At 64.7% G+C, this 19,803-nt stretch carries 21 protein-coding genes; 7 read left to right on the forward strand and 14 right to left on the reverse strand.

The genetic code is table 11. The features are described from left to right. Nucleotides 1-39: 39 nt before the first annotated feature. Together ABMA32_RS01340 and ABMA32_RS01345 are read right to left on the reverse strand one after the other, a co-directional pair. Nucleotides 40-1,005, reverse strand: a complete 966-nt coding sequence (locus ABMA32_RS01340) for an HlyD family secretion protein (RefSeq protein ID WP_349011931.1) — start codon at nt 1,003-1,005, stop codon at nt 40-42. Beyond that, entirely contained in the window at nt 1,002-1,670 is a 669-nt protein-coding gene (locus tag ABMA32_RS01345) for a CerR family C-terminal domain-containing protein (protein ID WP_349011932.1), read from the reverse strand. Before ABMA32_RS01345 ends, ABMA32_RS01340 begins: the two co-directional genes overlap by 4 nt. 78 nt (nt 1,671-1,748) lie before the next feature. Between ABMA32_RS01345 and ABMA32_RS01350 the strand changes: the two genes are divergently transcribed. The 3 genes from ABMA32_RS01350 to ABMA32_RS01360 all read left to right on the forward strand — a co-directional run bounded on the left by ABMA32_RS01350 (nt 1,749) and on the right by ABMA32_RS01360 (nt 4,084). Next, nucleotides 1,749-2,234 (forward strand): CYTH domain-containing protein, encoded by a 486-nt coding sequence (locus tag ABMA32_RS01350; RefSeq protein WP_349011933.1) that lies wholly within the window; start codon nt 1,749-1,751, stop codon nt 2,232-2,234. Then, nucleotides 2,231-3,163, forward strand: a complete 933-nt coding sequence (locus ABMA32_RS01355; protein ID WP_349011934.1) for a CHAD domain-containing protein — start codon at nt 2,231-2,233, stop codon at nt 3,161-3,163. The genes ABMA32_RS01350 and ABMA32_RS01355 overlap by 4 nt, the downstream gene beginning before the upstream one ends. Nucleotides 3,164-3,253: 90 nt before the next feature. Then, a complete protein-coding gene (locus tag ABMA32_RS01360) occupies nt 3,254-4,084 on the forward strand; it encodes a YiiX/YebB-like N1pC/P60 family cysteine hydrolase (RefSeq protein WP_349011935.1) in 831 nt (276 codons plus the stop codon). 6 nt (nt 4,085-4,090) lie between these two features. On the opposite strand, the gene ABMA32_RS01365 is transcribed toward ABMA32_RS01360, so the two are convergent. The 6 genes from ABMA32_RS01365 to ABMA32_RS01390 all read right to left on the reverse strand — a co-directional run bounded on the left by ABMA32_RS01365 (nt 4,091) and on the right by ABMA32_RS01390 (nt 10,772). Beyond that, entirely contained in the window at nt 4,091-5,815 is a 1,725-nt protein-coding gene (locus tag ABMA32_RS01365; RefSeq protein ID WP_349011936.1) for a SulP family inorganic anion transporter, read from the reverse strand. 151 nt (nt 5,816-5,966) lie between these two features. Next, the gene (locus tag ABMA32_RS01370; protein WP_349011937.1) at nt 5,967-6,224 is read right to left on the reverse strand and encodes a helix-turn-helix domain-containing protein; all 258 of its coding nucleotides are present in this window, start codon (nt 6,222-6,224) and stop codon (nt 5,967-5,969) included. A 58-nt stretch (nt 6,225-6,282) separates the two neighbouring features. Next, nucleotides 6,283-6,984, reverse strand: coding sequence for a phosphatase PAP2 family protein (locus ABMA32_RS01375; RefSeq protein WP_349011938.1), 702 nt, complete (start codon nt 6,982-6,984; stop codon nt 6,283-6,285). 16 nt (nt 6,985-7,000) lie between these two features. Then, nucleotides 7,001-7,339, reverse strand: coding sequence for a hypothetical protein (locus ABMA32_RS01380; RefSeq protein WP_349011939.1), 339 nt, complete (start codon nt 7,337-7,339; stop codon nt 7,001-7,003). Nucleotides 7,340-7,479: 140 nt separating this feature from the next. Continuing rightward, nucleotides 7,480-8,829: a putative bifunctional diguanylate cyclase/phosphodiesterase gene (locus ABMA32_RS01385; RefSeq protein ID WP_349011940.1), complete on the reverse strand. Its 1,350-nt coding sequence runs from the start codon at nt 8,827-8,829 to the stop codon at nt 7,480-7,482. Nucleotides 8,830-8,957: 128 nt separating this feature from the next. Next, complete coding sequence (locus ABMA32_RS01390; RefSeq protein WP_349011941.1) at nt 8,958-10,772, reverse strand: GtrA family protein; 1,815 nt, start codon at nt 10,770-10,772, stop codon at nt 8,958-8,960. A 168-nt stretch (nt 10,773-10,940) separates the two neighbouring features. On the opposite strand from ABMA32_RS01390, the gene ABMA32_RS01395 reads away from it, so the two are divergent. From ABMA32_RS01395 to ABMA32_RS01410, 4 genes are all read left to right on the forward strand, one after another. Then, nucleotides 10,941-11,942: a glycosyltransferase gene (locus ABMA32_RS01395; RefSeq protein ID WP_349011942.1), complete on the forward strand. Its 1,002-nt coding sequence runs from the start codon at nt 10,941-10,943 to the stop codon at nt 11,940-11,942. Next, on the forward strand, nt 11,939-12,313 hold the full coding sequence (locus ABMA32_RS01400; RefSeq protein ID WP_349011943.1) for a GtrA family protein: 375 nt from the start codon (nt 11,939-11,941) through the stop codon (nt 12,311-12,313). The genes ABMA32_RS01395 and ABMA32_RS01400 overlap by 4 nt, the downstream gene beginning before the upstream one ends. Before the next feature lie 96 nt (nt 12,314-12,409). Continuing rightward, on the forward strand, nt 12,410-13,357 hold the full coding sequence (gshB, locus tag ABMA32_RS01405; RefSeq protein ID WP_349011944.1) for a glutathione synthase: 948 nt from the start codon (nt 12,410-12,412) through the stop codon (nt 13,355-13,357). 203 nt (nt 13,358-13,560) lie between these two features. Continuing rightward, nucleotides 13,561-15,090 carry a YifB family Mg chelatase-like AAA ATPase gene (locus ABMA32_RS01410; protein ID WP_349011945.1) on the forward strand — a complete coding sequence of 510 codons (1,530 nt, stop codon included), beginning with the start codon at nt 13,561-13,563 and terminating at the stop codon, nt 15,088-15,090. A 148-nt stretch (nt 15,091-15,238) separates the two neighbouring features. Here ABMA32_RS01410 and ABMA32_RS01415 read toward each other — a convergent pair whose 3' ends face one another. The 6 genes from ABMA32_RS01415 to pmtA all read right to left on the reverse strand — a co-directional run bounded on the left by ABMA32_RS01415 (nt 15,239) and on the right by pmtA (nt 19,748). Then, complete coding sequence (locus ABMA32_RS01415; protein WP_349011946.1) at nt 15,239-15,868, reverse strand: transglutaminase-like cysteine peptidase; 630 nt, start codon at nt 15,866-15,868, stop codon at nt 15,239-15,241. 150 nt (nt 15,869-16,018) lie between these two features. Then, on the reverse strand, nt 16,019-17,293 hold the full coding sequence (locus ABMA32_RS01420) for a polyhydroxyalkanoate depolymerase (RefSeq protein ID WP_349011947.1): 1,275 nt from the start codon (nt 17,291-17,293) through the stop codon (nt 16,019-16,021). A gap of 182 nt (nt 17,294-17,475) precedes the next feature. Then, entirely contained in the window at nt 17,476-17,769 is a 294-nt protein-coding gene (locus ABMA32_RS01425) for a DUF1330 domain-containing protein (RefSeq protein ID WP_349011948.1), read from the reverse strand. Between the two features lie 19 nt (nt 17,770-17,788). After that, on the reverse strand, nt 17,789-18,484 hold the full coding sequence (gene pyrF / locus ABMA32_RS01430) for an orotidine-5'-phosphate decarboxylase (RefSeq protein ID WP_349011949.1): 696 nt from the start codon (nt 18,482-18,484) through the stop codon (nt 17,789-17,791). Next, nucleotides 18,484-19,080 (reverse strand): NADPH-dependent FMN reductase, encoded by a 597-nt coding sequence (locus ABMA32_RS01435; protein WP_349011950.1) that lies wholly within the window; start codon nt 19,078-19,080, stop codon nt 18,484-18,486. The genes pyrF and ABMA32_RS01435 overlap by 1 nt, the downstream gene beginning before the upstream one ends. 65 nt (nt 19,081-19,145) lie before the next feature. Then, nucleotides 19,146-19,748, reverse strand: a complete 603-nt coding sequence (gene pmtA / locus ABMA32_RS01440) for a phospholipid N-methyltransferase PmtA (RefSeq protein WP_349011951.1) — start codon at nt 19,746-19,748, stop codon at nt 19,146-19,148. Nucleotides 19,749-19,803: the final 55 nt, after the last annotated feature.

Below are 19,803 nucleotides of genomic sequence, written 5' to 3' on the forward strand. Positions count from 1 at the left end.
CCATCGTGGTCATTTCCTGATGCACCTACTCACTACTCACTACTCACTATTCGCTATTCCCGACTCACTAAGTTCCACATCGACGATCTGCCCCGGCTGCAGCGGCGAGGCGTCGCCGATCGGGCGCGCCTCGACGAGGTAGACGAGCTTCTGGCGTGTCTCGAGCGAGTAGATCACCGGCGGCGTGAATTCGGGATCGGGCGAGACATAGCTGATGCGGGCCTGCAGGCCGTCCGGGCAGCCGTCGCAGCGGACGTTCAGGATCTTGCCGACCTCGACCTTCGAGAAGGACGGCTCGGGCACGAACAGCGAGAGCTTGACCGCGCCATCCGGCAGCATGGAGATGACGGGCGCGGACGGGCTGGCGACGTCGCCGGGATTGCGGATCACGTCATCGACGCGCCCGGGCGCCGGTGCGGTCAGCGAGCGTTTCGACAGACGCCAGCGCGCCTGGTCGAGAGCCGTCTGGTTCATTTTCACCTGGCTTTCGGCCGCCTTGATTTCTTCCGGCCGCGCCGGCAGCTTGCCGACCGCGAGATTGGCATCGGTCTGGTTGATCTGCGCCTCCGCGACCTCGACGGCGGTCTGTGCGCTATCGAAGGCGGCTTGCGTGGCGGTGCCGCGCTTGAGCAGGTCGGCGATGCGCGCCAACGTGCGGTGTTTCTCCTCGGCCTCTGCCTTCGCCGAAATGACCATCGCCTCCAGCACCGCGATCTCTTCCGGCCGCTTGCCGATCAAAAGGTTTGCAAGCTGCGCCTGTGCCTGCGCCAGCGCGGCTTCGGCCTGGCTGACAGCGATGCGCGCATCGTCGGTTTCCATTTCGGCGACGGTTGCACCCGCCTCGACGCGATCACCGCGCTTGACCGACAGCGACTCCACCTGCGCCACCTCGATCGGCGAGAGCAGCACGAAATCGCCTTCGACATAACCGACGGCGAGTGGCGACGGGCCGGCGCAGGCCGTGAAAAGAGACGCGGCGAAGGGGAGAGAACACAGGATGCTCATGGCTTTTTGCCCTTGCGGCTGGCGAGGATCGCCGAGAGGTTGCCGGACGCGACCGAGGCGATCAGCGCCGCCTGATCGGGGCCGACATCCGTCCAGTCCATGCGGCGGAACACGGCCTCCCGGGCAATACGGAAATAGACGACCTGCCCGATCAGCATGAACATGCGGATCCGTGTTGCCTCGTCTTCCGCCGGTTCGCCGGTCGCCTGCTCCCAGATAGCGCAGAGCTGCCTGTGGGTCGGCTCGAAGACGCCGGTGTAGAGACGGTCGAGCGCCGGGCTCGGGACGGACAGTTCGCGCAGCACGAACTGGGCGAAATCGCCGACCTCGGGGCTGGCGACGAAAAAGCCGACGATCCGCTCCATCGACTGTTCGAGCTGCCCGGCCGCAGCTTCTGGAGTTGTTGCCGTCGACGCCTGTTCAAGCGCCGGGCCGGTGATCCCCCGGATCGTCTCGACGATGAAATCGGCGCAGGCGAGATGCAACCCTTCCTTGCCGCCGAAGTGATAGGCGATCGAGCCTATGTTGGCCTTGGCGAGGGCTGCGATCTCGCGCGTCGAGGTGCCCTCGAAGCCCTTGCGCCCGAACAGCCTGAGGCCAGCGCGCAGCAGCGCCGCCCTTGTCTGGTCGGCGGGAGAGGGAAATTTTTCGACGGGAGGATTCATGGCTCAATGGTTTAATCAATCGAATGATTAAAGTCAACTGGACTTGTCTTTGTCCCAGCGGGCGGGTGTATGAAAGGCATGGCGAAGGAAATCGAACGCAAGTTCCTGGTGGCAGACACGGCGTGGCGCGACAATGTCGAAGCCGCAATCGAGATAAGACAGTTCTATCTCGCGACGGGTCCGGGGCGTACGGTCCGTATCCGCATCAGCAACGGCGTCGAGGCCTTGCTCACATTGAAGTTTTCCGGCCCCGGGAGGGGCCGCGACGAATACGAATATGGCGTGCCGCTATCCGAAGCACTGGAAATGCAGGCCTTCGCGCTCGGACGTGTCATAGAGAAGACACGTCACCATGTTCGATATGGCGGATATCTCTATGAAGTCGATGTGTTCGCAGGGAGCCTGGAAGGCCTCGTGATCGCGGAACTGGAGACGCCTGACATCGTCGCGGCCGAGAACCTGCCGTCCTGGCTCGGCCGCGATGTCACGGATGACGGACGCTACTACAACGCCTCTCTGGCGCTGGGTGGGGAATCGGGCGGCGACCTGGTGCTTGCCGGATGAGCTACCGCATCCGCTCAGGGTTTCCTTTAACCGCCGAGGTCAGGCGCATCGCCGCCGAGGAACTGAACGCGGCGCTGGAATGGCTGTCGCGCGTAAATGACAAACCGGACAAGGCTCTCCACGAAACCCGCAAGCTGCTGAAAAACGTTCGTGCCTTGCTGAGGCTGGTCCGCTCTGGCGCAAAGGATTTCGTTCGCAAGGAAAATGCACGCTACCGGGAAGCGGCGGCGCTGCTGGCGGGTCCGCGACAGGCAGGCGCCCTGATCGAGACGGTGGATCGGCTCGCCAAAGGGTTGCACGACAGCCGGCACCGGAAAGTCGTTACCTCTGCGCGCGAAAACCTGCTCGCGCATCGCGCCGGTGTGCTTTCGGCTGAGGCGAATGACGCGGCCACCCAGGCAGCAAAGGCCTGTCGTGCCGGCATCAAGCGGCTAGGCCGGCTCAAGCTGCCTGACCAACCGGAAGAAGCGGCCGACATTCTCGCCGAAGGTGCGGCGCGAACGCTTCGACGCGCGCGGCGCGCCTTGAAGGCCGCGAGGAAGGCGGGCGAGGAAGAGGCGTTCCACGACCTGCGCAAAGCCACCAAGGCGCATCTGGCGCATCTCGCCTTGCTCAGGGAATTCTGGCCGTCGCCAGTGAAAACGCGTCGCGCAACCGTCGGGGCGCTGGCCGAAAAACTCGGCGAACTGCAGGATATCTTGGTGCTGCGCGGCTTGCTGCGGGACGGCGGTCCGGCTGTCGGAAGCTTCGCCGAGACGGGCAAGTTCGACGGGCTTTGTGCCCGTTCCGAACGTCGCCTGCGAAAGGCCTGCCTCAACGAGGCGGCCGAACTGTTCCGGGACAGCCCCAAGCGCCCTGCACGCAGGGTCGCGCGGAAGGCTCGCCGCGATCTGGCAGAGGCCGTGCCTGTAGACACAGTGGACGCCTGAACCACTCCGACCTATCCGATTTCTGGCCTATCCGATTTCTGGCCGCTCCGCTTTCTGGCAATCGCCGTCCAAGGCTGCTACGCGTTCGCCATGAGCGCGTCCGGCGATACTCTCCTCGACAGGCTCGGCCGGTTCCTCGCGGGACGGCTGGAGGTCGAGTCGTCCGGCTACGAGCCCTACACGCCGTCCGACCCGGACACGTTGCGGCGCGTGCTGGAACCCGGCGACATCCTGCTGATCGAAGGCAACCAGCGTATTTCCGCGACGATCAAGTACCTGACCCAGTCGACCTGGTCGCATTCCGCGCTCTATGTCGGCGACGCGCTGCCTGAGCCGGCGGACGGCACCGAGCGGCCGCGCCTGATCGAGGTCAATCTCGGCGAGGGATGTGTGGCCGTGCCGCTGTCGAAATACCAAACCTACAACACGCGCATCTGCCGCGCGAATGGCCTGTCGCCGGAGGATCGCCAGCATGTCGTCGGCTTCATGCTGAAGCGTCTTGGCCTGAAATACGACCTCAAGAACATCTTCGACATGCTGCGCTATTTCTTCCCGATGCCGATGCCGGTGCGGTGGCGGCGGCGCGCGATCGCCTTCGGCTCGGGCGATCCGACGCGCGCCATCTGCTCGTCGCTGATCGCACAGGCCTATGAGGAAATCCGCTATCCGATCCTGCCGGAAATCACCCGCGCGCCGGGCCGCGCCTCAGCGCAGTCATCCTATTCGCGCAGCGAAATCCTGCACATAAGGCACCACTCGCTCTACACGCCGCGCGACTTCGACCTGTCGCCCTATTTCCGCATCGTCAAGCCGACGCTGGAATATGGCTTCGACTATCGCGCGCTGACATGGGCCCAGGAGGAACAGGTCACCAAGAATGAACAGGGAGCCAGGGAACGGCGAGCCGAGGCGACAAAGTAAGCCGGCTCAATTTTCCGGCGCGAGGTGCCGCTCCTCGGCGATTTGTTTCAGCGCGTGGTCGACATCCGTCTTGTAGCGGACATGCGGTGGGCGGACGCCGTGGGCGAACAGCATGCGCCGGACCTGTGGCGCCGCGCCCGAGATAAAGAAATGGACGCCGGCCTTGTGCGCCTTTCGAACCGCGCCCTCGATGACATTTGCGGCTGACGAGTCGAGGAACTGGACGTTCGAGCAGTCGAGCACGAAGTTGCGGCGCTGGTCGGCGATGCGGTCGAGCACGCTGGCGACAGTCGCGGCCGAGCCGAAAAAGAACGCGCCGCTGATGCGATAGACGACCGTGTCCGGGTCGGACGCCTCCGAGGCGTCGTAGGCGACGCGGTCGCCGTCCGCGCTGTCGGCCCTGTCCGCCACCTCGACGGCAACGAGCTTCGACATGCGGTGGATGAAGATCAGCGAGCCGAGCGCGAAGCCGACGACGATGCCCTCGGTGAGGTCGCGGAAGATCACCAGCCCGAAGGTGACAAGTAGCACCAGCGCGTCGCCCCATGACGAGCGGATGAGCGCGGCGAAGGCTGTCTTCTCCACCATGTTCCAGGCGACGACGGCCAGCACGCCGGCAAGTGCTGCGAGCGGGATATAGCTTGCAAGCGGCGCGGCGACCAGGATGAAGGCGAGCAGGAACAGCGCATGCAGCATGCCCGAGACCGGGCCGATCGCGCCGGAGCGGACGTTGGTCGCCGTGCGGGCGATGGTGCCGGTCACGCAGATGCCGCCGAAGAGCGCCGAGCCGATATTGGCAAAACCCTGCGCGACGAGTTCGCAGTTGGAGCGGTGTCGCCGGCCCGTCATGCCGTCTGCGACGACGGCCGAAAGCAGGGATTCGATCGCGCCAAGCAGGGTAAACGCGATGGCATCGGGCAGGACGGCCTGCATCAGCGCGAAGTCGAAGGCGGGCAGCGACGGAAACGGCAGCGTGCGCGGGATGCCGCCGAAGCGCGTGCCGATCGTCTCCACCGGCAGCGCAAAAAGGGTAACGGCGACCGAGGCAAGTGCGACGCCGACCAGCATGCCCGGCCATGACGGCCGCCACCGCTTCAGGCCGACGATGGCCGCGATGGTGAGCAGGGCGACCGTGATCGCTGCGGGATTGAAGGTACCCCAAGCGGCGGCAAGCGCCTGCAGCTTGGGCAGCAGTTCGCCGGGCTCCTTGCCCTGCAGCGTCAGTCCGAACAACTCGCTGAGCTGGCTGGCGAAGATGATGACGGCGATGCCGGCCGTGAAGCCGACAGTCACCGGATAGGGGATGAACTTGATGTAGGTGCCGAGCCTGAGATAACCGACGGCGAGCAGGAAGACGCCCGACATCATGGTGGCGAGGATCAGTCCGTCGATGCCGTGCCGCGCCACCGTTGACGCGACCAGCACGATGAAGGCTCCGGCCGGGCCGCCGATCTGGAAGCGGCTGCCACCGAGCAGCGAGACGAGAAAGCCGCCAACGATGGCCGTGTACAAGCCCCGGTCGGGCGAGACGCCGGATGCGATGGCGATGGCCATAGACAGCGGCAGAGCGACGATGGCGACCGTCAGCCCGGCGATTGCGTCGGCCTGCAACTGCTTCGCGCCGTAGCCCTCGCGCAGCACGGTGACGAGCTTGGGTGTGAAGAGGTAGCGGAATGTCGGCTGTGCTTCCAGCCCGGCCGATGCGGTGCCCGATCTTGTGGTAGTGCCCATGTCTGCCTTCCGCGTGCGCAGGACGACTGTGCGGCAGGATCGTCGGCATGGCTGTCGGCGGTCGCGTCGCGACTCGATTCTCCACACGAAGCCGCCTCCGGCGTCTTCGCGGCAGATCAGGTCGGCTGGCCCTGCCCGTCCGGGCGATCGATCAGCGGTCGCCGGACACCTTGAGACGAACGCCCCGCCCGCCGCCGTTGCTCGCCTGATCAACGCCGATCAACTCGACACCGGATTCGTCGAGCGCGCGGATGACCTTCATCAGCGTGTCGACGACGCCGCGGACCACCCCGTCGCTCGCCTCCATCCGCTGGATGGTCGGCAACGACACGCCGGCGCGTTCGGCAAGGGTCTTCTGGTCTATGCCGGCGAGCGCCCGGGCGGCGCGCATCTGCTGGGCGGTGATCACGCAAGGTGCTCCTACCTGAGTCTGCAAGATAGACGTATAATGCATTCATTATGATGTTTCAACCATCACTCCTTGGGGTTGAGCCTGTCGGTCGACGCATAAAACGTCGGGCAACGAGCCAGCACAGCATCGCCCAGGCAAAACCCGCGCACCAGCCCGCCAACACGTCCGACGGCCAGTGTACGCCGAGATAGATGCGCGAAACGCCGACCATCAGGGTGATCAGCACCGCGATGAAAAGCACATAGGCCTTGGTGATCCTGCCGGGGGTAATGCCGGCGATCATGACGCCGAGCGTCAGGTAGGTCACCGCCGACATCATCGCGTGACCCGAGGGGAACGACAGAGTCTGCACATGCACCAGATGCGATACGAGTTCGGGACGGGGACGGTCGATGCCGAGCTTGAGCAGACTGGAGAGAACCTGGCCGCCGCCGACAGCGATGAGGACCATCAGCGCCTCGCGCCCCCGGCGGACAAGCAGCAGATAGAAGATCGCGGCCGCGGTCACCATGACGAGCACGACCATCGAGCCGAGCCCGGTAATGTCGCGCACGGCCTCCTCGAGCCATGGCGGACCGAGCGGATCGTCAGGCCGGCCGGGCTCTCGGAAAGCGAGGAGAATTTCGGTGTCGAGACCATGCGCCGACGTCTGGCGCGCCACCTCGGCCATCTCGATAAAGCCCCAGAGGCCGCCGGCGATGACGACCCCGGCCGCAAGGACGGAAAGTTCGATCTTTTCCCAGAAACGCAAGCTCATGGCCAAACCGGTCGCCCTATTGTGCGTTCGCTGCAGGCCCCATTGTGATCATGGCGACAGCCACGACGGCAAGCACCACCCCGGCCCCCTGAACATATCCCAGCCGCTCGCCGAAGTAGACAATGGCGATGAGGTTGACTGCAACAAGCTGGATGATCGCTGACAGGCTGAAGGCGGTCGCCATGCCGAAATCGCGCACCAGCCTCAGCATGATGAGATTACCGAGCGAATAGAGCGCGAGCGCCAGAACGACCTTGCCGATGTTAGGCGCCACCGCCCAATGCTTCGCGACGGTCGCTGCGAGCAGGAAGATAACGGTCGCGATGCCGAGCCAGATCATGCCCCACAGGTTCATCGCCACATCTCCACTTACAGCGTCTGCCAGGACAACGCGGCGGACTGCGCTCGGCGAGTTCCCGAATCGCGCGGGCACCCTTGTCGACGGACTTGTCGGTGGAAGTTGGGCGTGTCGTCAAGCGTCAGTGGCGATCGGCGTCAGACCGCCCGTGCACGCTGGGCGCCGCGAAAGCTGTCGCGCAGGTAACCCAGGGTCGCGTCCGCGTCGACCGGGCGGCCGAACAGGAACCCCTGCCCGCCAGCACATCCGAATTGGATGAGCCGCTCGGCCTGCGCCTCCTCCTCGATGCCCTCGGCGACGACATCCATGCCGAGGCCCTCGCACATGGCGAGGATGGCGCGAATGATGTGCTGGGCCGGGCGGTCATCGAGAAGCGAAGCGACGAAGGTGCGGTCGATCTTGAGCTTGTCGAAGTGGAACTCGCGCAGGCGGCCTAGCGACGACTGGCCCGTGCCGAAATCGTCGAGCGAGACGCGGATGCCGCAGCGGCGCAGGTCCTGTACGATCTTTTCGGCAGAGGCCGGGTCGGACATCAGGCCGGTTTCGGTGATCTCGATCTCAAGCCGGCGTGGATCGAAGCCGGTGCGGTCGAGGATGGCGAGGATGTGCAGGCCGGTATTCTGGTCGACAAGCTGGGAGGGCGACAGGTTGAAGGAGAGGAACAGGTCCTTGGGCCAGTCGCGGGCGGCTTCCGTCGCCTTGCGCAACAGAAGCTGCGACATCTGGCCGATGATGCCGCGCTCCTCCGCGATCGGGATGAACACCGCAGGCGAAACCGGCCCGAGGTCGCGGTCAGTCCAGCGTGCAAGCGTCTCGAAGCCGACAGTGCGGCGGGTCTTGAGGTCGACGATGGGCTGGAAATGCGGCTCCACTTCGCCGGCAGAGACAGCGCGCCGAAGCGCCTGCTCAATGCGGGTGACGCGCTTGGCCGCCTCCTCCATTTCGCTGGTGTAGACGACGACCTTGCCGCGTCCCGAACGCTTGGCCTGGTAAAGCGCGGTCTCGGCCTTGCTGATCAGGACTTCCGTGGTCTCGTCGCCAAGATGGAACAGCGAGCAGCCGACCGAGGCCGACAGGCGCGCCGTGCGCTCGCCCACGTCATAGGGCGCGGACAGGATTTCGATCAGCATGCGGGCACGGTCCGCGATGGCCTCTTCGCTGAAGACGAGCGGGTAGAGGAAGGCGAATTCGTCCGGGCCGATGCGGGTGACGGTGGAGAAATCGTCCATGGAGGCGCGCAGCCGCATCGCGACCTGCATAAGGATGTCGTCACCGGCCTTCGAGCCGAAAAGGTCGTTGATCGGCTTGAAGCCGTCGAGGTCGAGAATGCCGATGGCGAAGGGCGCGGGGTCTTCGGCGCGATCCACGATCAACCGGTCGACTTTGTCGTAGAAACGGCGATGGTTGCCGAGCCCGGTCAGCAGGTCCGTGAAGGCGAGCTCTGGGCTCTCCCTGCCGGCATAGCCGTTCGCAAACACGGTCTGCATTGAATTTCCGGACGCCACTCTGCCAATAGATTGCCCGCAATCTGCCAGCAAAGCGTTTAGGAAACGTATCGATGCACCCTAAACTCTTGAAAGATATTCGCTAAACCGCCCGAAATCCGATCGGCGATTCAGGGCTTCGGCGGCAGGACACGGTAGAGTTCCAGAGGCTCCCCTGCGCTCTCCGGCACTATCTCCAGCCAGTCCGGAACCTTGCCCGCAGCAAGCGCGGCCAGCAGCCCGTCGGGCGCGCGCTTCGACAGGAAGCCCGTCTCCGCATTGCCGCGACAGAGAGTGACCAGCCCGACACCGGACTCTCGTGCTTTCAAGAGACCTGTCTCAGAAGGCCCCATAAGCGTCTCGAGCACCAGCACGTTACCGGCAATGTTGCGATGGTAAGGGCCCGCCAGCACGCGATGTTGCGTGAAGCGAAGCACCGGCGCGCCGAGATTGGAGATGGTTAGGACAGTGTCGGCAGGCAACCCGGCGAGACGGTCGAAGTCGACATCCTTGTCGCAGATTTCCTTTGTGACCTGTTCGCCGGCGGTTTCGGATGGCTTGAAAAGCGGCATGGCCTGCGCCGTCTGCGCCCAGACCATGTTGAGGGAAACCAGCCAGGCGCCGACAAGCTTCAGCGACGCAGCGGTGCCTGGAAACGCCATGGCCTGCTGCCGCAATCCTGCGACCCATATCGCCAGCGGCACACAGGCAAGCGGCGCGGAAAAGCGCGTTCCCCGCACCTGCCAGACGCTGACCAGCAGCGCCACGAGCAGCACGAAGGCGATCAGAATGTCCTCGCGGCGTAGCCCGGTCCGGCGCATGCGCAGTCCGAGAACCAGAAGCCCGATCAGGGTGGTGGCGTAGTAGCCGGCGAGGTCTCCAGGGCTGTGTTCGACAACCTTCCAGAGCGGCTGCGCCTCGGCCACCGCCGAGAGCCAGTAGGTTTGCAGCATCGGCGCAAGGTCGGCGTAGGGGTCCCTCAGGCATTGCGGGAAGTAGACGAGCAAAAGCGCTGCCGTGACCGCGCCGAGCGCGGCCAGCGACAGGGCGCGGCGCGCCAACGTCTCGCTCAGCATCCGCGACAGGGCGATCGCCGCCAGCCCGGCCCCGCCGACCGCGCCGACCGCGAACTGGGCGACGGAAAAGGCGTCGCAATAGGCGGCCCCCCAGGTTGATGGCGGCACGGTGGCGATGAAGACCGCGCCGGAAGTCAGCGCGAAAGCAGCCCCGAAGCCTGCCGCGATGCCGCGCGCGGCCCGGCCGCCAACCAGATACCAGCCGACGACGAAGAGCCCGCCCGCGGCAACATAGGGCGCCGTCTCCATGCCGACGGCCAGCATCAGGACTGCCGTTGCGCCCGCCGGCCATGCAGAAAGATTGTCCGGAGCGGCTCGAAGCAGGAAGAACACCATGGCCAGCATCAGTACGAGCTGGACGTTGTGATGGTCGAGCGCGCCGGGCACGAAAATGCCGATCTGGTAGAGCGTAACCGCACCAATGACGGCAAGCGGGAAGATCGCCTCTTCGCCAGCCATGAGGCGGCCGATGCGCAGCAGGAGGTAGAGCGCGACGGCATAGAGCATGAACGGCCATGCGATCATGGCCACGATCTCGCCGGTGCTCTGCGAGCCGGTCAGCGCGGTCACCGACAGGATGATCGCGGCGATGGGCGCATCGACCAGTCGCGACCAGTGCATCGGCAGCGCGCCTTCGAGGCCCATGCGATACTGGTGGAGATCGAACCAGCCCTGGCCTGCGATAAGATCGCGAACCTGGACCAGCCGGAGCAGGCTGTCGTTGTCGCTGGTGCCTGTCATACGGCCGAAGCCGCCCACCGACGATATGGCGGCAACGATCAGCATGGCGGCGACGGCCTTGGCCGCATCGCTGCGCCAGAAAGGCTCCCGGCCGATGTCAGGCCCCGCCATCGTCGTTTCGCTCGCCATCTCGATGTCCCGGAAAGAGATCCGCAGTTTCGGACGAACCTAAACCTAGCCTTAACGGCTTCAATAAATAGTAAAGCGCGCGGTTCGTCGGCGACTGACAGAACAAGAGCGGCCAGGAGAAAGGTTGCCGGATAAAGCTGGCGCCAACGAGGCGACGGGGAGAAACAGATGCGAGAGGGCAATCTCGAGGATTTCGCGATCGCGATCCTCATCCCTTGCTACAACGAGGAGAAGACGATCGGCGACGTCGTCTCGCGCTTCCGCGCGACGCTGCCGGCAGCCTCCGTCTATGTCTACGACAACAACTCCAGCGACCTGACCGCGCTGAAGGCGCGCGCCAGCGGCGCGATCGTCATCCGTGAGCCCCGGCAGGGCAAGGGCAACGTGGTCAGGCGCATGTTCGCCGACATCGAGGCCGACATCTATGTCATGGTTGATGGCGACGGCACCTATGCGCCGGAAGACGCGCCGCAACTGATCAACACGTTGCTGACCGGCCATTGCGACATGGTGGTGGGAACCCGCCGCGGCGTTACCGACGACGCCGGGCGCGCCGGCCATGCCTTCGGCAACCGGCTTTTCAACGGGCTCTACAAGCGCCTGTTCGGCCGCGATTTCACAGACATCTTCTCCGGCTACCGCGCGTTCACGCGCCGCTTCGTCAAGAGCTTCCCAGCCGTTTCCGGCGGCTTCGAGATCGAGACGGAAATGTCGGTCCACGCCTCGCAGCTCAAGCTGCCGGTCAGCGAGATCGCGCTGGACTACGGCCGCCGGCCCGAGGGATCGTCATCGAAGCTTTCCACATACAAGGACGGCGCGAAAATCCTCTGGATGTTCGCGATGCTGGCCAAGGAAACGCAGCCCATGCGTTTCTTCGGCATGATTGCCACGGTGTTCGCCGTCGCCGGCCTGGTGCTGATGACGCCGATCCTGGTGGAATATGCCGCGACCGGCCTCGTGCCGCGCATGCCGACCTGGGTGCTTTCGCTCGGCCTTTTGATGTTCGCGGCGATGATGCTTGTCACCGGCGTGATCCTCGATTCGGTTTCGCGCGGCCGCGCCGAGCAGAAACGCATCTTCTACCTCAGCATTCCGGCGCGTCGCGCCAAGCGCGAGGTGGCTGAAATGCCGAAACCGGCGACCAAGCGCGGTTCGTCGCGCGCGGCATGAGCCGCATCCTTCGCTTCTCGCTTGTCGGCGGCCTCGGCTTCCTCACCGACGCCGCCGTCCTGGCTCTGCTGCTTGCCGTGACGCCGATCGGGCCGTTCGGCGCAAGAATCGTCTCCGTCGGCGCCGCTATGACGGTCACATGGCTGTGCAACCGTACGCTCACCTTCCAGTCCTCGTCGCGCGGGGTGCTGCAGGAAGGGACGCGCTACGGCGGCGTCGCCATCGCCGTCAGCCTGTTCAACTATTTCCTCTATAGCGGGCTGCTGCTCGCCATGCCCGCGATGCCGCCGCTTGTCGCGCTCGTTATCGCATCGGGCGCGGCGATGGCGCTGTCCTATCTTGGCTATTCCCGGCTCGTCTTCGACCGCTGACACGCAATCCTGCGCCAACCCTTGCCTGATCTGCCCGATTGGCAGCGGCGACGCGCTTGCTTATATCGCCTGAGACACCGTCTCCCGGAGAACCCCATGACGCTGAACGTCGCCGTCCAGATGGACCACATATCGACCGTGTCGATCGCCGGGGACACCAGCTTCGCGCTGTCGCTGGAAGCGCAGCGGCGCGGGCACAGGCTCTTCCACTACACGCCCGACAGGCTCTCGATGCTCGGCGGCAAGGTTTTCGCGCGGATCGAGGAAATGCAATTGCGAGACGTGAAGGGCGACCACTTCACCCTGGGCGAACCGGTGCGCACGGACCTTTCCGAAATGGATGTCGTCCTGCTGCGGCAGGATCCGCCCTTCGACATGAACTACATCACGACGACGCATCTTTTGGAGCGCATTCATCCGAAGACGCTGGTGGTCAACGACCCGGCTTGGGTTCGCAACAGTCCGGAGAAGATATTCGTCACCGAATTTCCCGACCTGATGCCGGACACGCTGATCACCAAGGACAGCCGCGAGGTCGATGCATTCCGCAGGGAGCACGGCGATATCATCGTCAAGCCGCTCTACGGCAATGGCGGCGCGGGCGTCTTCCACCTGCAGGATGCCGACCGCAACCTCGCTTCGCTGCTTGAGATGTTCGGCCAGATGTTCCGCGAACCCTACATCGTTCAGCGCTACCTTAAGGACGTGCGCAAGGGCGACAAGCGTATCATCCTGATCGACGGCAAGCCGGTCGGCGCCATCAACCGCGTGCCGGCCGAGCACGATTCGCGCTCAAATATGCATGTCGGCGGGCGCGCCGAAGCGACCGAACTGACCGAGCGCGAAAGCGAGATCTGCGCGCGCATCGGCCCCTCCCTGAAGGAGCGCGGCTTCATCCTCGTCGGCATCGACGTGATCGGCGACTATCTCACCGAGATCAACGTGACCTCGCCGACCGGCGTGCGCGAGGTCAAGCGGTTCGGCGGGGCTGACATCGCGGCCTTGTTCTGGGATGCCGTAGAGGCCAAGCGAAGCGCATCCTGAGGCACTCCGACGGGCGTTCTCCAAGCGGTGCGCCTTTGTTCACGCGATGCAACCTGCCTCAATCGGCGGTGATATTTTTCGCGCGTTTGTTCCCTTCTTGTTCTTGCTTTATCCTGAAAACCGTGCTGTCCTGACGTAAAGGGAAATCTGACGCGGTTGTGCTGCCGGGTGTAAGGCAGCCGGCCGTTCCGGAGGGGCGGGGCATGGTATCGCGCGTGCGCACGGTTGCGTTCCAGGGCATCGAGGCCGTGCCGGTCGATGTCCAGGTCATGATTGCGCCCGGCAAGACAGGGATGCACATCGTCGGCCTGCCGGACAAGGCAGTGGCCGAAAGTCGCGAGAGGGTTCAGGCCGCGCTGCACGCTTCGGGCCTGTCCATGCCGGCGAAGAAGGTGACTGTCAATCTGGCGCCTGCCGACCTGCCCAAGGAGGGCAGCCACTATGATCTGCCGATCGCGCTGGGACTGATGGCGGCGCTGGGCGCTGTTCCTGGCGATGCGCTTGGCGGCTACGTCGTGCTGGGTGAATTGTCGCTTGACGGCACGATCGCCGCGGTGGCCGGCGCGCTTCCTGCGGCGATCGGCGCCAACGCCGAAGGCAAGGGGCTGATCTGCCCGCATGGCTGTGGTTCGGAAGCCGCCTGGGCCGGTGCTGAGATGGACATCCTCGCGCCGCGCAGCCTGATCGCCGTCGCCAACCATTTCCGCGGCACTCAGGTGCTGTCGCGACCCGAGGCGAGCGTCCATGCGCCGGCCGGCGACCTGCCTGACCTCGCCGACATCAAGGGACAGGAAAGCGCGCGCCGGGCGCTCGAAGTGGCAGCCGCTGGCGGTCACAACCTCCTGATGATCGGGCCTCCCGGTTCAGGCAAGTCGATGCTGGCGCAACGGCTGCCGTCTATACTGCCGCGCCTGCAGCCGAAGGAACTGCTTGAGGTCTCGATGATCGCGTCGATGGCGGGCGAACTTGCGGGCGGCAAACTGACCGACCGCCGTCCGTTCCGCGCGCCGCACCACTCGGCCTCGATGGCGGCTATGGTCGGCGGTGGCCTGCGCGTGCGGCCGGGCGAGATGTCGCTGGCGCACAATGGCGTCCTCTTCCTCGACGAATTTCCCGAATTCTCGCCGCAGACGCTCGACGCGCTTCGGCAGCCGCTGGAATTGGGCGAATGCGTCATCGCGCGTGCCAACCACCGCGTCGCCTATCCGGCCCGCATCCAGCTTGTTGCCGCGATGAACCCCTGCAAGTGCGGGATGGCGGGGGAGCCGGGTTACCGCTGCGCGCGTGGGCCGCGCTGCCAGTCCGACTATCAGGCGCGGGTCTCAGGCCCGCTGCTCGACCGTATTGACCTGCGAATCGAGGTTCCGGCGGTTTCGGCTGGCGACCTGATCAGGCCGGGCCGCTCGGAATCGAGCGCGGCAGTCGCTGCCCGGGTTCTGGCCGCGCGACAGGTGCAGCACGAGAGGTTCGCCGCACTCGGCGTGGCGGCGTCGACCAATGCGCATTGCCCGACCTCACTGATCGAGGAGATCGCGGCTCCCGATGCGGCGGGGCTGGCGCTGCTGCACGACGCCAGCGAGAAGCTGGGCTTCTCCGCGCGCGCCTATCACCGGGTGCTGCGCGTCGCCCGCACACTGGCCGACCTCGACGGCAGCGATGGTGTCGGACGGATTCATCTGGCCGAGGCTATCTCTTACCGCATGAGCGCGGAGCGCATGGCGCAGGCGGCGTAGGTCGAGGTGGCACGAAAATCGCGCTGCCGGTCCGGCAAGGCGAATAGCCAAGACAGGAATGAGCGCCAGAGGAGAAGCCAGTCTGGATCGACCCGACGTGCTTTGCGCGACGGTCGCGCGATGTGACGGGTTCGTCCTGGAGAATAAGTTACTGGCTGACCGAGCCGACCAGCGGCGCTGCGGGCTGGGCTTCGCGGATGCTGACCCAGCGGCCGGTATGGTTGCTGGCCTGACGCTTCAGGAAGCGATAGCCGGTCTGGTCCCACTGCAGGACCGCGTCAGTCAGGTTGTCCAGAACGAAGTCGCCGTTCCCGGTGCGTACTGTCAGGACCGCATGGCCTTCGCCGTCTGGCTTGCGCACGACCGTGATCAGCAGGTTCGACAGCGAAAGGCCCTGTCTCGCGAGTTCGCGGCGCTTCTCGAGGACATAGTCCTCACAGTCGCCGACGCCGTTGTCCGGGTAGGCCCAGACCTCGTCCTTGCCGTAGATGTCGATGTCGTTCATCGGCTTGACGGCGGCATTGACCGTCGCGTTGACCGCGGCCAGCAGCTTCCACAGCTTGCCGCTCATCTGCTCCGGCCCGTTATCGCGCAGGCGGATCGAGCATTCGGCGGGATTGGCCTTGCAGAATTCGTAGTGACCGATCGGCTGCGAGGTCAGGCCACCGGTCATCATGGGCTGGGCGGCGGACTGGGAGAGCGTTGCAGCGCCGGCGACAATCGCGCAGCCTGCCGCGATCAGCACACGAATCCCTGTAACTCTCCTCAAGGACGCCATTGAACCCCGGCCCCGCCCCTTCCCTTTGCTTAACGAAAGGTTAAGGGCGGTGGTCGCGATGTGTCAATTCAAGCCGCCATAAGATTGCCGTGATGGTTACCAGCGCAGACTGGATTGCGGCGGATTTGCAACAAAAGGGGCGCACGCCCTTTAAATGCGGGCGGTCTTGCGAGGTTTGCCTGCCGGAGTGGGCTGCTTGCGGCCGTAGCTCGAGATGAAATCGACGATGCGCGGCGCGATCTCGGCACGGAACCGTGAACCGTTGAAGACGCCGTAGTGGCCCACCGCCGGCTGCATGTAGTGGACGCGCATGTCGTCGGGGATGTTGGCGCAGAGATCGTGAGCGGCCTGCGTCTGGCCCAAGCCGGAAATGTCGTCGTTCTCGCCCTCGATCGTCAGCAGCGCGACGTTGCGGATCGCCTTCGGATCCAACGGTGTGCCACGATGCGTCATCTCACCCTTGGGGAGCGCATGGCGGATGAAGACGGTCTCGACCGTCTGCAGGTAGAATTCGGCGGTCAGGTCCATGACGGCGAGATATTCGTCGTAGAAGTCCCGGTGCTTTTCCGCGCTGTCGCCGTCATTCTTGATCAGGTGCAGGAAGAAATCCTTGTGCGCCGTTATGTGGCGATCGAGGTTCATGCCCATGAAGCCCGAAAGCTGCAGGAAGCCCGGATAGACATCCCGGCCGAAACCCGGCTCCGGCCACGGCACCTGCATGATGACGTTGTCGCGGAACCAGCCCAGCCCCTTCTGCTTGGCGAGGATATTGACCGCGGTGGGATTGCGCCTGGTGTCGACCGGGCCGCCCATCAGCGTCATTGTTGCGGGCGCGAACGGATCGTTGCGCGCCTCCATCAGGGCGACCGCGGCCAGCACCGGCACCGAGGGCTGGCATACGCCCATCACATGGGTATCAGGCCCCAGTTCGTGGAACATGTCGATGACGTAGTCGATGTAGTCATCGAGGTCGAAGCGTCCCGCGCCGACCGGTACCATGCGCGCGTCGACCCAGTCGGTGATATAGACCTCCGCATGCGGAAGCATCGCCTCCACAGTGCCGCGCAGCAGCGTGGCGTAGTGGCCGGACATCGGCGCGACGATCAGAAGCTTGGGGTCCGGCTTGCGGCCGGCGGGCAGGTCGCGCTCGAAATGGATCAGCGGGCAGAAGGGCCGAGACCAGACGATCTTTTCGGTGACCGCGACCTTCTTCCAGTCGACGGTCGTTTCCTTCAGGCCGAAATCGGGCTTGGCGTACCGGCGGGTCGTTCGCTCGAACAGCTCGGCCGTGGCCGCGATCGAACGCCCGAAAGGCGTGTGCGAAGCCGGATTGAGCGGATTGGAGTAGAAGAGCTTAACCACATCGGCATACGCCCTCAGCGGCTGCATGGCGGCGTGGTTCAACTCATAGAGCTGGTAAAACAATGTGCTGTCCCGTCTGTCCGGGTCAAGTCCCGGCCCTCCCGACTATATGACGAAAGTAGTCGTCTTTTGTTGCGATGCAATACGTCAAGCCGGCAAAGCTCGCGCCGACGTTGGTCCAGAGGCCCCTATTATCACTTGAAAACAAGCGGTTGCGCCAGCGGATGGGGCTCCCCGAGGGGGCGTCAATCGGGCACGCCTTCGACCAGCACCATCTCTGCATCTGCAACCTTCTGGCGAATCGCCCGCGCCGCTGTGTACTCCGGTGAATGGTAGCAATCCTGCGCGGCTTTCAACGACGGGAACTCGATCACCACGTTGCGGGCGCGGTCGCGCCCTTCGGTCGTCTCATGGGCGCCGCCCCGCGCGAGCATCTTCGCGCCGTACTTTTCGAAGGCGATCTTCGAAGCAGCGACGTATTCCTTGTAGGCCTCGGCGTCCCGCACCTCGACATGCGCGATCCAGTATCCCTTGGGCATGGTGTCCTCCCGATAAAGCTCAGGCCGATGCCATCTCGGCCAGGATTGCCTGCGCTGCCGCCCGCCGGTCGGCAGCCTGCACGATGGGCCTCGCCACCACGAGATGGCTTGCACCGGCGCTGAGCGCCGCCGCAGGTGTCATAACGCGCTTCTGGTCGCCGTGATCCGCGCCGGCTGACCGAATGCCGGGCGTGACGACGGCAAGCTCCGGACCGACGATCCCGCGCACGGCTGCAGCCTCGTCCGCTGAACAGACCACGCCGCCCATGCCGGCCTCCAGCGCCTGCGCGGCGCGGCGCGAAACCAGCGTGCGAGGATCATACTCGTAGCCCGCTTCCACAAGATCAGCCTGGTCCATCGACGTCAGCACCGTCACGGCGAGCAGGGTCAGGCCGGAACCTCGCGCCGCCCCGACGGCCGCGCGCATCGCTTTCGGATAGGCGTGCAGCGTCAGCATCGACACGCCCATTTTCGCGATGTTCTCGACGCCTTTCGCGACCGTGTTGTCGATGTCGAGCAGCTTCATGTCGAGGAACACATTCGTGCCGCCCGCGGCGAGTTCGCGCGCGAAATCGAGGCCACCCGCAAAGGCGAGCTGGTAGCCAATCTTGTAGAAGGACACGACGCCTTCGAGATCGCGCACCACCTTCTGCGCCTCCGCCAGCGTAGGCACGTCCAACCCGACGATCAATCTGTCCTTCACATCGCTCTCCATCACGGCTCGACACGCGTCGACAGCATGGCCGCGCGCTCGATCAATGTACGGCACACCGTCTCCATCTGGTGGCGCAGCCTCTCCTCGCGGAACTGACCGTCCTCGTCGAAGGCTTCCGACGCGCGCGCGACCGAACATTGCGGCGTGATCACCTCGACCTGGCAGGCCATCAGCACGGCGCGCAGGTGATAGAGCCCGCGCATGCCGGCGAAACTGCCGTCCGACGACGAACACAGCGCCGCTATCCTGCCGTCGAACGGCTTGAAGGGACGGCCCTGGTCGCGGCGTACGCGGCTGACCCAGTCGATGGCGTTCTTCAAAAGCGGCGGGATCGACGCGTTGTATTCAGGGCTGGCGATCAGGAAGCCGTCATGCGAGGCAATCTGGCGGGCGAGCTTCACCGCATTTTCCGGAACGCCTTTTTCCTTCTCCAGATCCTGATCCACGAGCGGCAGCGGATAGTCGCCAAGCGAGATGCGGGTGACGTCGGCGCCCTGCAACGCCAGTTCCTTCATCGCCGCGTCGGCGGTGTGGATGCTGTACGCTCCGGTGCGGAGCGACCCGGCGAAGACGAGGATTTTGGGAGTGAGGGCCACGGCTTGTTTCCTGCCCGCAGCTATAGCGGAAGTCAGGCTGGGATCAACACCGGAAAACGAGCGGCTCAGTTTCGCGGCGCGCGGCGGTAGATCCAGAGTTGCGTCGGCGGGATGTTGCGCAGCACGAAATGGAAATGCTCGACGGTGTAGTCGCCGAGCCCGGGCGGTATGGGAGATTTCGGCCCGTAGGTCAGCTGGACCACCGGGCGGCCATACGGGATGCGCTTCAGCAGATTGTCCAGATAAGCGATGCGGCGACCGACGGGGAAGTTGAGCAGGGGAACGCCAGAGACGACGCTGTCGAAGGTCAGCACGCTTGACTCGCCGAGTGTCTTGTCGAGATCGAAGCCGTCTCCCTCGATGACGTTCACGCCGGGATAGTTGCGCCTGAGGTGGACAACGAAATCGTGCGAGTATTCCACCGTGTAGAGGTTTTCCGGCTTCACGCCGTGGCGCAGGATTGCCGTCGTGATGACGCCCGTGCCCGGGCCGACTTCAAGCACCGGCAGGCCCGACCCGGTATCGATGATGGACGCCATGCGCCGCGCGGTGACCGAACTCGTGGGGATGATGGAACCGACCGCCTTCGGCTTGTCGATCCAGCCCTTGAAGAACTTCAGCTCGTCGTCGAATTTGCGAGCGATCTTTCGCAGTCCCGAAGCGGCCATCAAGGTCTCCATCAGTCGGTTGAGGCAGACATAGCAGTCCCCTGCGTCAGCGCAA

This window comes from Mesorhizobium quangtriensis, from assembly GCF_040081925.1.
Classification (GTDB): Bacteria; Pseudomonadota; Alphaproteobacteria; order Rhizobiales; family Rhizobiaceae; genus Mesorhizobium_K; species Mesorhizobium_K quangtriensis.